This is a genomic window from Paenalcaligenes sp. Me131 (assembly GCF_050487225.1).
In the GTDB taxonomy this organism is placed as follows: Bacteria; Pseudomonadota; Gammaproteobacteria; order Burkholderiales; family Burkholderiaceae_B; genus Paenalcaligenes.
In genome coordinates this window covers 449699-463085 of record NZ_JBKQGY010000001.1, presented here as the reverse complement: position 1 = coordinate 463085, position 13387 = coordinate 449699, and the positions used below count along the sequence as shown (strand labels likewise).

Sequence of the window (13387 nt, the reverse complement as noted above, 5' to 3'; positions counted from 1 at the left end):
TCCTACAAGGCGGTTTTCATTTCTACCCTATTACCGCTGTGCAAGCCGCATAGGCAAGCACGCCCATAATAGTGCCTGCTGCAATGTTGTTCTTGAACAGTTTGCGCCCCAACCACACACCCAACAACCCAGATAAACCAGGCAATAAACTGCGTATAGGCGAGTCGGGGGATACCTCGGCAATAAGCGACACCGTCAATAACGACACAATAGCCGCTGGGCCAATAGCAGCAAGCATTTGATGCAATACCCTACGTCCTTGCCCCGAACGGCGCTGACCATGCAAACGCAGCGGCACATAGCGTATTAATAACGTCCCCAACCCGCCCAGCACTGCCACCAGAATAAAATCAGTTGTGCTCATGCTTAGCCCCTACCAAAACTGCCAAACACCCTGTAAACATACCCACAATAATAGCCACGTAAACAGGTACCACGAGTAGACTTAGCCCAGCTCCAAGCGCCGCTGCCAATAACACCGGACGCGGCACGGCTTCTGCAATCTCCAGCAATAGCGTGAAAAACAGGGCCGGTAATACAAAGCCTAGACTTTTATCTAGCACCTCCCAACGCCCTAGCCAATCCGCTCCAAATAATGCGCCAATGGCTGTTCCGCCCACCCACGACAAATAGGCCCCAAGCTGTAAGCCCAAGTACCAATCTTCTTTATCACTATCCGGCTGTTTAGCCAAACGCCCTACTGCTGTGGCAAAGACTTCGTCTGTCAAACCTGCACCCCAAAACAGGGTAGGACGCTTAGGCTGACAGGGTTGCGCCGCATTCAGTAACGCAGGCCCATAAAACAAGTGCCGTAAGTTCATCAACCACACCACCGCCACCACAGTCAGAAACCATGCCTGCTGTGAAATCAGGCTGACTAAGACGAACTGGCTCGCACCGGCATACACCAGTACCGAGAACATGATGGCAGCCCATGCCGGCACATCAGCCGCCACTGCCGCCAAACCAAACGAAATAGCAACAGGCACATACCCAACCGCTATAGATAAGCTATCTTTCAAGCCTCTACATAACGCTTTACTCATGGCTTAGCGATAAAGATCTGCGGGTCTACACGCGCATTGTTTACGCTCACATTCCAATGCAAATGCGGGCCAGTCGCACGCCCGGTTGCCCCTACTTTTGCAAAAGACGCACCACGAGCCACTTCATCGCCAGGCTCCACCAGGATCTCAGACAAATGACAGTACATCGTAATCAAACCTTGCCCATGATCTAAAAATACAGTTTTGCCATTAAAGAAGTAGTCCCCTACCAGAATAACTTTGCCATTCGCGGGTGCGCGTACTAACGTACCACTGGCGGCGGCAATATCCAGACCAGAATGTGGGTTACGCTCTTCACCGTTAAAGAATCTACGCAAGCCAAAAGGGCTGCTAAAACGACCTTGCACTGGCAAATCAAAGATCACGTTGCTAGGGTAACGATCCGTAAACTGCTGATAGGCATCTATCTGTTCGTTGTATTCGCGTTCATAGCGTGCCAATTGTTCAGCGCTAGGGTTCACATGTGCATTGTTTTTTAGCTTGATATGCTGCTCACGGTACTGCTTATGGCCCACATTGAAGCCCAGGCTCTGCCCCTGATCCGTCACCACCTCGTGCTGGCCCTGTGAGGTTTTTAAATCTAGGCCCACGATAGCAATCCACTGCTCATTACTGTCGCGTACCACCAATACAGGCTTGCCCTCAAAGCTCGCTTTAGGCGCTTCCTCTTGGTTGCCCAACCCCAATACTGCCACCCCTCCTGGCACTGCATTGTGCAACTGGCGCTGTATATAACCAGCCTCTTGTGCCATCGCTACACCAGCCCAGAACGCGCAGCCACACACCATCAATTTCAAGTATTTTTTTATCATTGCGTCACACATTAAAAAGCCCCACCTAACTGCTCAGATGGGGCTATTTACATCATAGATGAAAATTACTGCTCTTCTTCGTCACTGCTTTGTAAAGCCTCTTGCACGGCAGGCTGTTCCGTCACTTTCAACTCAGTGCGCAGAGCCGTCATTGCCGCTTGCTCTTCAGCATTTGCCAGTAACGCACGCATTTGCTGCTGCATGAAGTCTTTCAGTGCAGGGTCTAACTCAGCAGCGCTTTCGCCTGTTACTTTAATTACGCTGTAACCAGTATCTGTATTAACGCCAGCATAACCAGGCAATGTCGCGATATCCGCAGACATTGCTGCATTTACTACCACTTCAGGCAGACCTGCGTTATTTAAGCGATTAATTGAGCGCTCCCAACCGAATTTAGCATCAGCCACTTCTTGACCTGCTTTGAAGCTAGCCAATGCTTTTTCGCCAGCTTCTTTTGCGTGTTGACGGGCTTGCTCCAGTGCCAGACGCTCAACAATAGCGTCTTTTACCTGATCTACTGCAGGTACAGAAGATTCGTGTATTTCTTCAGCACGAACTGCCACGATGTTGTCAGCGGCTACTTCAATCACACCCGCATTTTGGCGCTGTGCCAAAGACTGCGAGCTAAACAAAGCACGACGTACACGTGGGTCATTCAACAACTCGGCATCAGTTGAGCTCTGTGCAGAGCCTTCACCAATGAACGCCGCATCCAACAAACCTTCACGGGATACACCTTTAGCCTGACGAATAGTCAAACCCAGTGCATCAGCGGTTGCTTGCAAGGACTCAGGGCTTTCGTACACCAAACTAGTCAGCTGTGTAGCCATGTCAGCAAAACGTTGTGCTGCCAGTTGTTGACGAATTTCTTGCTCAAGCTGCGTAGCTAATTCTTCAAACGGCTGTACAGACTCTTCTTCGTAAGCATTAGCTTTAAAGATATGGTAGCCGTCTACACTTTGTACCGCAGGCGATACATCGCCCGTACGCAGAGCAAAAATTGCTGTTTCCATATCAGGCAACGCACCACGGCTGATCCAGCTCAAGTTACCGCCATTACGTGCTGTACCTTTATCGTCAGAGTTCTCTTGTGCCAAGGCAGAGAAGTCTGCACCGTCTTGTTTCGCTTCTGCAGCGATTTTGTCGGCACGTTCACGTGCCGCAGCACGCTCTTCTTCTGAGGCATCCGATTTCACGGCAACCAAAATGTGGCTTAGGTTAATGCGCTCAGCACGACCAAAACGAGATTTGTTCTGGTTGTAGTAGTTCTGCAAGTCGTCTGCAGAAGGTGCTGGCACGCTTTTACGCGCGGCGTCTTCATCCAGAACCAAGTACGACACATCTACATACTGAGGCAAACGCAATGCATCTTGGTTTTTCTCGTACCAAGCTTGTACTTCAGCATCCGTAATAGACTCAGGTTTCAGGTAGTCAGCAACTTCAAAATTTAGCAGCTCAACTTTACGTGTGGTAGTCAGCGCTTTATCTACCAAATTTGCAACTGAGGCTGGCAGTTCAGCCGTTTGCGCAACAGGGCCCAATACGCGACCTAAGGTTAGGTCTGCACGCTGAGACTCCTCAAACGCACGAATAGGGATACCCGATGTGCTTAACAAGGAGTTGTAACGCTCAGGCGAGAACACACCGTCAACTTGAAAATCAGGAATAGCGGCAATAGCTTGACGCAGCACGCCATCCGATACGCTCAGACCTTCTTTGGTGGCGACTTCAACCAAGACATTACGGTTCACCATTGCGTCCAACAGCTTACGACGCGCTTCAGGAGAGTCCACTGCAGCCAAGTCAAAAGCACTGCCTTGCTCTTGCTGCATGTTTTGTAGCTGCACACGACGTGCTTGATCAAACTCTTCAGCAGTAAGCGCTGTATCCCCAATTCTCACCAGTTCGGTGTCATTAGAGGTATAGCTGCTGTAACCACTCACCCCGATCAGCACAAAAGAAGGCAGAACCAGGATCAGCAAAACCACCTGCATCAAACGTTGATGCGTTCGGAAAAAAGTGAACATTAAACACCTATTCTTGCGTGTTTAGAACAGCACAACGGCCTAATCTATGATCAAAACCAAAGACCGGACTGCTGGCCAGAGAATAAAATAATCCCCTATTCTACTGAACTTTTGGCCTGCTTTCATTGCTGAATCGCCTCTAGCCTGCATAAACCTTTAAAATCGTAGACTGGTATACGCCTTATCACCTAGAAATGCGGTATAAATCTCTTTTGACACAAGCACTTAGCTTTTTGAAGAGTTAAACGCTAGCCTCACTCCCTATTTCATCAATTAACCGCTTACTTCCATCGGATAGTACTTTGTTCAGCTATAGACACGCTTTTCACGCCGCCAATCATGCAGATGTACTGAAGCATGTGATTTACACACGCATTCTGGACTATTACCTGCAAAAGGAAACCGGCTTTACTGTTATTGATACACACGCCGGCGCCGGACTTTACGATCTGGAACATGACTGGTCACAGCAAAGCGGCGAATGCGTCGATGGTTTAGATAGAGTGATAGAAGCCGAAAATGCACCTGACATGGTGGAAGGCTACTTAGACGCCATCGCTGAGTTAAACCCTGATGGTTTAGCCCGCTATTACCCAGGCTCACCGTGGCTGGCCGTTAGCAAACTGCGTAAGCAGGATAGCTTTCACGGCTTTGAGCTGCATCCTAACGAATACCCTTTGCTGCAACACAACCTAAAATTACTACGTACGCCCGCTAAACGTCGCGTACACGTACATGCAGAAGATGGCTTTAAGGAGGTGTTGCGCTTGATGCCGCCCCACACACGTCGCGGCATTGTGATCATAGACCCGTCTTATGAGGCAAAAACCGATTACAAAAAGGTCTTTGATAGCCTCTCGGAAATACTGAAACGCTTTGCCCAATGCTGTATCGTCATTTGGTATCCCATCGTGCAACGCGAAGAAGTGCGTAGCCTACAACGCCGTTTGGAACAATTGAAAGTGGAGTGGCTACATGCATCACTGACTGTGAAAGCGCCACAAAAAGACGGCTTTGGTTTACATGGTAGCGGTATGTTTGTGATCAACCCACCTTGGGTGCTGGCCAAAGAGTTGCCACAAACCATGAAGTGGTTAGCTAAAACCTTGGCACAAGATAAAGATGCCTCGTTTACCTGCCGTCACCAAGCAGCAAAACCTGTGCGTCGCACTACGCGCGACGAAGACGAATAACGCTTTTACTGGTTCAGGCAGAGCATCACTGATGCTCTGCAGCCAACATGGCGTTGAACTGTGCAATATGCTCTGCAGGTACTCCTGCCTGTTGAAAGATCGCACATGTAAAACTAACTGGCGATGAGCCTTTTGCGGTGACAATGCTATCAGCCAGCACAGCGGTGCGCATCGTCAAACGCGGCGCACCTTGCTGTGAATCTCAATAGAACTTCTCACCGGGGCGCAGGTAGCGCCATTTGCCTGGAGGCAAATCACCCAGTACAACGCGTCCCATACGTACGCGTTTCAGACCTACTACTTTCAGGCCCACCATTTCGCACATACGGCGAATCTGACGTTTTTTACCCTCACGTAGTACAAAATGCAGCTGGTCGTCGTTTTGCCAACGCACTTCTGCAGGCAGCAATGGCTTGCCATCTAAGCTTAAACCGTGGCGCAACATAGCCAAATTACGGTCATCCAGCTTGCCACTCACGCGCACCAGATATTCTTTATCAATAGGAGAATCTTCGCCAATCAGCTGTTTTGCAATACGACCATCTTGCGTCAGCACCAACAAACCTTGCGAATCAATATCTAAACGCCCCGCAGGAGCTAAACCACGCAAGTGTGCAGGGCTAAATTTACCTTGCCCAGAGATACCTGGCTTGTACTGTGTACTAGCCTGAATCAACGACACCGCGTTTCTATACCCTTTTTCTGCCTGACCGGACACAATACCTACCGGTTTATGCAAAATAATGGTCACACGCTCGGTTTGACGTTGTTGAGCGGTTTTATCCAGTACAATTTTGTCGTTTGGTGATGCTTTTTGCCCCAATACCGCAACGCGGCCATTAACTTTTACCCAGCCACGCTCAATAAAAGCATCGGCTTCCCGGCGCGAACAAAGGCCGCGCTCTGACATGAGTTTTGAAATTCTGATCTGTTCCATAGTTTTGCTATTTTAAGCGTTGTTTGCGTAATTCCCTATGAAATTCTGTCCGCCCGCTAAGAACTCCTGGACATCCCAATTGCCCGCCGACTTGGCACCCTTACCTGCTTTCTGGCTAGATAAGCCTGGCGCGCTGACTGCGTCGCTGCGTAACCTCGGTCAACTCACGCTAGCCGTACAAGCAGAACGTGCCACCACGCTGCATGACGAAGAGCGTTGGATGCTGGATCAACCCCACGCCTGGGTGCGGGAAATCGTGATGAGTTTGGATGGACAGCCTATGGTTTGTGCACGCAGTTTCTGTACTGTAGCAGCCTCTGACGACCAATGGGGCAGCATTAAAAATCTAGGTACTAAACCTCTGGCCGATATTCTCTACAACGACCCAGAGGTTAGCCGCTCTCAGTTCTGCTATAGAGTCAACACCGAAACTGACAGCGCACTTGCACCTTTAGCGCAACACACCTTCCACATCCAAGAACTGCAGCCTTTGTATGCGCGATGCTCCCGTTTTATGAGACAGGATCAGGCTTTGATTGTGATTGAGTGTTTTCATCCGGAGTTCTGGACGCACTACCCCGACAGCCAGCTTCTAGCCTAAAAAGATAAATTACGTTAAGTTCTTTGTATATTCCTCGTAACAATTAATTTTACTAACAAAGTACTTAACGCATGAACTCCTCTCTTACAGGCAACGGGCGTCGTAACGCCCTCGTGCTGTCCGGACTGCAAGCTCTTGGAGGTGCCAACCCCGCCGTTGTCGTGGCGCTGGGTGGGTTGGTAGGCTCGCAGTTGGCCCCTTCTACTGAGATGGCAACACTGCCCGTCAGCTTGTTTAATATTGGGCTGGCGCTGGGCGTACTCCCCGCTGCTTTCGTCATGCGTCAGAAGGGCCGCCGATTTGGCTATGTGGTAGGCAGCTTATTAGGAGCATCCGGTGGCATGATTGCCTTCTACGGTATCGCTATAGGCTCTTTTCTACTGTTCTGCCTAGGTACTATTCTGGCTGGGCTATACGCCTCATATGTACAAAGCTACCGCTTTGCAGCGGCTGACTCGGTAGAAGGCCCTCTCAAGCCTAAAGCCATTTCTTGGGTCATGATTGGGGGGTTGGTAGCAGCCGTACTGGCAACCCAAGTTATCCTGCATACCAGCGAAATTATTCCTAGCCTCCCCTTTGGCGGCACGTTCATCGCTCAGGCTATACTGGCTCTGTGCGCTCTTCCGTTAATTGCATTTCTTCGCAATGATCCGGCAGTCACACACAATACACCAGCAGCACACACCAACGCTTCACACGGACGCCCCCTACTAGAAATCATCAAGCAACCTAAGTTCATTGTGGCTGTGATTGCGGGGACTAGTTCATACAGCTTGATGAGCTTTATGATGACGGCCTCCCCCTTAGCGATGGTGGGCTGCGGCCATAGCATGCGTGACTCCACGCTAGGCATTCAATGGCATATTCTGGCCATGTTTGGCCCTAGCTTTTTCACCGGTACGCTCATTCGTCGTTTCGGCAAAATTGCTGTCACACTCAGTGGCCTACTCTTGATTGCTCTGGCGAGCGTGGTCGCACTACGCGGCTTATCCGTCGAACACTTCTGGATCAGTTTGATTCTGCTGGGCTTGGGTTGGAACTTTGGTTTTATTGGTGCAACCGCCATGGTCACCGACTGCTATCGCAACGAAGAACGTAATCGCGTACAAGCGTTTAACGACTTTTTAGTGTTTGGCTCAGTCGCCATTTCGTCATTTTCTTCAGGCCAACTACTGGTCACACATGGCTGGGATGGCATCAACACCTGGACCTTCCCTATCGTAGGGGTTGTAGTAGTTTCGCTAATGTGGCTATGGTTCCATGAACGTAGCCAAGCCGCCGACGTAGCGGCAGACTAATCGCCTACCGCTGCGGCCTTTAGATCATGGGTAAATAACCCGGATGAGGTTGCAGCGGAAACGCTGCATCAATATTGGCAATATCGTCTTGGCTCAGCGTTAAATCCAACGCGCCTGCATTATCCAGCACATGTCGCATGCTGGCGGCTTTAGGGATAGCAAACACATCTGGCCTACGGCACAAAAACGCCAACGCTACCTGACGTGCACTGGCATCGTACTGTTGCCCTATTTGAGCTAACACCTGACCTTCTGCACTGCCTTCCAGCGGAAACTGGTCATGCCCAAACGGGCTATAGGCCACAACGTTAATACCGTGTGCAACGCACCACCCTATAAGCTCGTGCTCGATCGTGCGCTCTTCCAAGTGATAAAGCACTTGATTACAGGCAATTTTGCCCTCGCCAGCGATAGCGTACAGCGCTACCAGATCACTGACGTCAAAGTTGCTAACGCCCCAACTACGAATCTTGCCTGATTGCTGCAGTTGCTCCATCGCCGCAACGGTTTCTTCCAGTGGGACTTGGCCTCGCCAATGCAACAAGTAGCTATCCAAATAGTCGGTTTGCAAACGTTGCAAACTGCGCTCACAGGCAGCAATAGCATCGTCATAACCCGCATTAAATGGCAGTACTTTAGAGACTAGAAATGCCTCGTCTCTACGATCACGCAAGGCTTCGCCCAGTAGAGTTTCTGCATCGCCATCACCGTACATTTCTGCGGTATCTATATGGGTCAGCCCGGCATCTAGCCCCGTTTGTATGGCGCGAATGACTTGCGCCCTATCGGCAGCACTATCCAAATACCAAGAGCCCTGCCCAACTCTAGAAAACGCAGCACTATCCAGTGAAAAATACGACTGCACCCTGCACTCCTTAGATGGCGGCGGCGCCGGCTTCGCCTGTACGTATACGCACCACTTGCTCTACGTTGGTAACGAAGATTTTTCCGTCACCAATTTTTCCGGTACGAGCCGCTTTGATAATGGCTTCGATCACAGCATCACAACGCTCTGCTGGCACCACAATATCAATACGGATTTTCGGTAAAAAATCCACCACATACTCGGAGCCACGATAGAGCTCGGTATGCCCTTTTTGTCTACCAAAGCCTTTCACTTCAGTGACAGTGAGCCCATTTACATCTAGCTCACCCAAGGCCTCGCGGACTTCATCCAGCTTAAAAGGCTTAATAATTGCGGTAATTTGTTTCATCTATATAACCAAAGCAATAACTCTGAAAATTGCCACCCGCTACATCTTAACTGTCCAGCGCACTACCTGCACGTTTTTCAGTAGAAGGACGCTCTGCCTGCAACATCTCTTTCAGGTTTGCTCCCTGTGCAAAGGCTTCGCGCATATCTACACCAGACGGTGACTGGTACAAACGCAGACCCATTTCAGGCAAGATGGACAGGAAGTGGTCAAACACATCGCCTTGAATGCGCTCGTAATTGACCCAGGCGGTGTCGTCCGTAAAGCAATAAACCTCTACTGGTACACCCTCACTGCTAGGCTCCATCATGCGCACCATCATCAACATTTGATGATGAATACCTTTTTTATGCTTCAAGTACTGCATGGCGTACGCCCGGAACGTACCAATGTTGGTCAAACGACGACGGTTAATCCCATCGCGACCCTCAGCAACTAGTTGCTTATTACTTTCCTCAAGTTCTTGCTGCTTTTCTACTAGGTACTCATCCAGCAGTGCAAATCGGCGTAACCCTTCAATCTCTTCATCATCCAAAAAACGAATGGTAGAAGCATCAATGCTCAGGGTACGTTTAATACGACGACCGCCCGACTCAAACATGTGGCGCCAGTTCTTGTAGCTCTCTGAGAACAGCTTGTATGTAGGTACGCTGGTCACGGTTTTATCAAAGTTCTCGACTTTGACGGTATGTAGAGAAATATCAATCACCGTACCGTCTGCATTAGCCTGCGGCATACTGATCCAGTCGCCGATACGCAACAGGTCATTGCTGCTGATTTGCGCACTCGCCACCATGGACAGCAAGGTATCTTTAAACACCAACAGCAAGACGGCTGAGATCGCACCCAGACCAGAGAGCATTAGGATGGGCGATTTATCCAATAGAATGGAAACCCCCACTACGGTACCAAGCGCCCACATAATGCTGCGAGCTACCTCTATATAGCCCTTAATCGAGGCACGACCCGAACGGGTGCTTTCTTCATAGATATCTTGGGTGGCAGACAACACTGCACTCAGGCAACGTAAGGCGTAAAAACACGACAGTGTCAGCACAATGCGCTGTAAGCCCTCGGTCACTGCCTCACTCATGGGCATCAACTGTAGGTTCAGCGCCAAAAACAGCAAGGCCACCATGTGACTTAAATAAGCCGCCACACGACGTTTACGTAAAGGTTCCTGCCATGACCCTTTGCGTATAGCTTGCAAGGCCCTGCCTACCACAACAGCCATCCCTGCGCGCACGCCCCAGCTTATAATGCTGTAGAGCACGATCAACAGTAGCAGCCCTGCCAAAACCCGCATCCAAACTTCTGGCAAATACTGCATCAATAAACTTTGATCTACCCATTCGTCTAACATAATCATGTATACCTTTTTTCTATAATCTTGCCGGACGCCAGAGCGCGTTGATCGTCAAACTTGCCATCACGTCCTAAATAACCGTTTAATATAGCCTATGGACCTGGCTACACGTAAGCCTGGCTGACCTACAAAAGCAATCAATTATGTCTGATAACTCTTCATCTTCCATGCAAAATCAATTCGCGAACAAAGCCCAAGCCTGGTCGGCGCGCTTTAGTGAACCGGTGTCTGACCTCGTCAAGCGTTACACCGCGTCCGTCAATTTTGACAAACGCTTGGCCGCCTTTGATATTCAAGGCTCCTTGGCTCACGCCGCTATGCTGGCCACGGTTGGTGTTATCAGCAACGATGACCTGCAAGCGATTGAGCGCGGTATGGCGCAAATCTTGGACGAAATAGCACAGCAGCAGTTTGAGTGGTCCATCGACCTCGAAGACGTGCACCTGAACATTGAAAAACGTCTGGTTGAAATCATTGGCGATGCCGGTAAACGTTTGCACACAGGCCGTTCACGTAATGACCAAGTAGCCACCGATATTCGTCTGTGGTTGCGTGCAGAAATCGACACGGCTATTACACTGCTGCAACAATTGCGTAAAGGTCTAGCCGCTCTCGCGCTTAAACATTCCGACACCATTCTACCCGGCTTCACCCACCTGCAAGTGGCTCAACCCGTGACCTTTGGTCACCACTTGCTGGCGTATGCAGAAATGTTTGGTCGTGATGCCGAGCGTTTGGCCGACTGTCGCAAACGTGTTAACCGATTGCCTCTGGGTGCTGCCGCACTGGCCGGTACTAGCTACCCTATAGATCGCGAACAAGTGGCTAGCTTGCTGGAGTTTGACGGTGTATGTCGTAACTCGCTGGATGCCGTATCAGATCGTGACTTTGCCATTGAGTTCTGCGCTGCAGCCGCTTTGGTCATGACCCACATTTCGCGTTTTTCTGAAGAGTTGGTGCTATGGGTTAGCCCACGCGTAGGCTTCATCGACATCGCTGACCGCTTCTGCACAGGTAGCTCCATCATGCCTCAGAAGAAAAACCCAGACGTACCTGAGTTAGCTCGTGGTAAAACAGGCCGCGTAACCGGTCACCTGATGGCGTTGCTGACCTTGATGAAAGGTCAACCTTTGGCCTACAACAAAGACAACCAAGAAGACAAAGAAGGTCTGTTTGACTCGGCTGATACCATCCGCGACACCCTGACTATTTTTGTAGACATGGTTGACGGCATTCGCGTTCACCCAGAAGCCATGCGTGCTGCGGCACTGCAAGGCTTTGCCACAGCCACTGACTTGGCTGACTACTTGGTGAAAAAAGGTCTGCCTTTCCGTGATGCACACGAAACCGTGGCATTGGCTGTACGTAAATGCGAAGAAAAAGGCTGCGACTTGGCTGACCTGAGCTTAGACGAGCTTAAAGCTTTCCACGCCAGTATCGAAGAAGACATCTACGGTGTGCTGACTCTTGAAGGCTCTGTGGCTTCGCGTAACCACATCGGTGGCACAGCCCCCGAACGTGTACGCTTTGAAGCAGAGCGCATTCTAGCTGAATAAGCAGGCGGCATAGGTAGCTAAAAAAGGGGTAGAACATCATTGTTCTACCCCTTTTTGTATGGCTGACCTCTGACGCAGTAGCACAAGATAGATGCCTAAGTGTTTAGGCTCCAATAATCATCACATCACCCTGCTTAGGGCGTGATCTCAAATAATGCCGCTGCACCCATACCACCACCCACACACATAGTGACCACCACATAGCGCACACCACGACGTCTACCTTCCAGCAATGCATGACCTACCATGCGTGCTCCAGACATACCAAAGGGATGACCAATAGCAATAGCACCGCCATTCACATTCAGCGCATCATTGGGAATACCTAAATAATCACGACAATATAGCGCCTGTACGGCGAACGCCTCATTTAGCTCCCATAATCCTATATCTTGCACACGTAATCCAGTCTGTTTCAAGAGCTTGGGTACAGCATAAATAGGGCCTATGCCCATTTCCCCTGGTTCGCATCCACTCACCGCGAAGCCTCGAAACACACCCAAAATATTAGCATTTCGTTGTTCAGCTATACGCCTTTCCATCACTACACATGCGCTAGCACCGTCTGACAGTTGACTCGCATTACCTGCTGTCACCGTACCGCCCTCCAACACCGGCTTCAACGCTGCTAACGATGCGGCATCTGTGGTTCGAATCCCTTCATCTTGCTGTAGACACACCGATACCTCTTGCCATGCACCAGTCTCTTTATCTTTCACAAGTTTTGTCGTCGTGAACGGCACTATTTCTTGCTCAAACCGCCCCGCTGCAAGTGCTGCCGCCACACGCTGCTGGCTTTGCAAACCATACGCGTCTTGCTGCTCACGAGTAATGCCATAGTGCCTAGCCACATTTTCTGCAGTCTGTATCATGCTGCTATAAATAGCTGGGCAATGCTCTTTTAGCCAGGGGGCTTGCTGATACCACGTATTCGTGTGTTCATTCACAGTCAGACTAATCACGTCCATACCACCCGCTACCGCCATGGGCAGCCCATCCACCAAAATACGATGAGCAGCACTGACAATGGCTTGTAAACCGGAAGCACAAAACCGACTCACCACCATCCCTGATGTGCTCACCGGCATGCCTGCATGCAAGGCAATCTGTCTGGCGATATTACCCCCCGTTGTGCCTTCGGGACGCCCCACACCAAACACCACCTCATCAATCTCGGCTGGCTCGACCTTTGCCCGCTCCAGCGCTGCCCGTACTACATGCGCACCTAACTCTGCACCATAGCTATTATTAAACGCCCCCCTGTATGCCTTACCAATGGGGGTACGAGCTGTAGAAACCACCACCACTTCTTTCAC

General features: G+C 50.3%; 14 protein-coding genes. 4 read left to right on the top strand and 10 right to left on the bottom strand.

Annotated features, from left to right (window positions below; genetic code table 11):
- Positions 1–22: 22 nt before the first annotated feature.
- The 4 genes from ACLPHM_RS02220 to ACLPHM_RS02205 form a co-directional block, all read right to left on the bottom strand.
- Positions 23–364 carry an AzlD domain-containing protein gene (locus ACLPHM_RS02220; RefSeq protein WP_430219642.1) on the bottom strand — a complete coding sequence of 114 codons (342 nt, stop codon included), beginning with the start codon at positions 362–364 and terminating at the stop codon, positions 23–25.
- The gene (locus ACLPHM_RS02215) at positions 351–1046 is read right to left on the bottom strand and encodes an AzlC family ABC transporter permease (RefSeq protein WP_430219641.1); all 696 of its coding nucleotides are present in this window, start codon (positions 1044–1046) and stop codon (positions 351–353) included. Before ACLPHM_RS02215 ends, ACLPHM_RS02220 begins: the two co-directional genes overlap by 14 nt.
- Positions 1043–1879, bottom strand: coding sequence for a peptidoglycan DD-metalloendopeptidase family protein (locus ACLPHM_RS02210; protein ID WP_430219640.1), 837 nt, complete (start codon positions 1877–1879; stop codon positions 1043–1045). The genes ACLPHM_RS02215 and ACLPHM_RS02210 overlap by 4 nt, the downstream gene beginning before the upstream one ends.
- Positions 1880–1944: 65 nt before the next feature.
- Positions 1945–3906, bottom strand: coding sequence for a SurA N-terminal domain-containing protein (locus ACLPHM_RS02205; protein ID WP_430219639.1), 1962 nt, complete (start codon positions 3904–3906; stop codon positions 1945–1947).
- Positions 3907–4208: 302 nt separating this feature from the next.
- On the opposite strand from ACLPHM_RS02205, the gene ACLPHM_RS02200 reads away from it, so the two are divergent.
- Complete coding sequence (locus tag ACLPHM_RS02200; protein WP_430219638.1) at positions 4209–5099, top strand: 23S rRNA (adenine(2030)-N(6))-methyltransferase RlmJ; 891 nt, start codon at positions 4209–4211, stop codon at positions 5097–5099.
- 25 nt (positions 5100–5124) lie between these two features.
- On the opposite strand, the gene ACLPHM_RS02195 is transcribed toward ACLPHM_RS02200, so the two are convergent.
- Positions 5125–5277, bottom strand: a complete 153-nt coding sequence (locus tag ACLPHM_RS02195; protein WP_430219637.1) for a hypothetical protein — start codon at positions 5275–5277, stop codon at positions 5125–5127.
- 24 nt (positions 5278–5301) lie between these two features.
- Positions 5302–6036: a pseudouridine synthase gene (locus ACLPHM_RS02190; RefSeq protein WP_430219636.1), complete on the bottom strand. Its 735-nt coding sequence runs from the start codon at positions 6034–6036 to the stop codon at positions 5302–5304.
- Positions 6037–6073: 37 nt separating this feature from the next.
- Between ACLPHM_RS02190 and ACLPHM_RS02185 the strand changes: the two genes are divergently transcribed.
- The gene (locus ACLPHM_RS02185; RefSeq protein WP_430219635.1) at positions 6074–6637 is read left to right on the top strand and encodes a chorismate--pyruvate lyase family protein; all 564 of its coding nucleotides are present in this window, start codon (positions 6074–6076) and stop codon (positions 6635–6637) included.
- 71 nt (positions 6638–6708) lie between these two features.
- Complete coding sequence (locus ACLPHM_RS02180; RefSeq protein WP_430219634.1) at positions 6709–7935, top strand: MFS transporter; 1227 nt, start codon at positions 6709–6711, stop codon at positions 7933–7935.
- Between the two features lie 19 nt (positions 7936–7954).
- Here the strand turns inward: ACLPHM_RS02180 and ACLPHM_RS02175 are convergent, their stop codons facing one another.
- From ACLPHM_RS02175 to ACLPHM_RS02165, 3 genes are read right to left on the bottom strand one after another with little or no spacing between them, the layout of a single operon-like run.
- Positions 7955–8800 carry an aldo/keto reductase gene (locus ACLPHM_RS02175; protein WP_430219633.1) on the bottom strand — a complete coding sequence of 282 codons (846 nt, stop codon included), beginning with the start codon at positions 8798–8800 and terminating at the stop codon, positions 7955–7957.
- Positions 8801–8810: 10 nt separating this feature from the next.
- Positions 8811–9149 (bottom strand): P-II family nitrogen regulator, encoded by a 339-nt coding sequence (locus ACLPHM_RS02170; RefSeq protein ID WP_430219632.1) that lies wholly within the window; start codon positions 9147–9149, stop codon positions 8811–8813.
- Positions 9150–9195: 46 nt separating this feature from the next.
- Positions 9196–10518, bottom strand: coding sequence for a mechanosensitive ion channel family protein (locus tag ACLPHM_RS02165; protein WP_430219631.1), 1323 nt, complete (start codon positions 10516–10518; stop codon positions 9196–9198).
- A gap of 140 nt (positions 10519–10658) precedes the next feature.
- Here ACLPHM_RS02165 and argH point away from each other — a divergent pair, with 140 nt between their 5' ends.
- The gene (gene argH / locus ACLPHM_RS02160; RefSeq protein ID WP_430219630.1) at positions 10659–12071 is read left to right on the top strand and encodes an argininosuccinate lyase; all 1413 of its coding nucleotides are present in this window, start codon (positions 10659–10661) and stop codon (positions 12069–12071) included.
- 134 nt (positions 12072–12205) lie between these two features.
- Here the strand turns inward: argH and ACLPHM_RS02155 are convergent, their stop codons facing one another.
- Entirely contained in the window at positions 12206–13387 is a 1182-nt protein-coding gene (locus tag ACLPHM_RS02155; protein WP_430219629.1) for an acetyl-CoA C-acyltransferase, read from the bottom strand.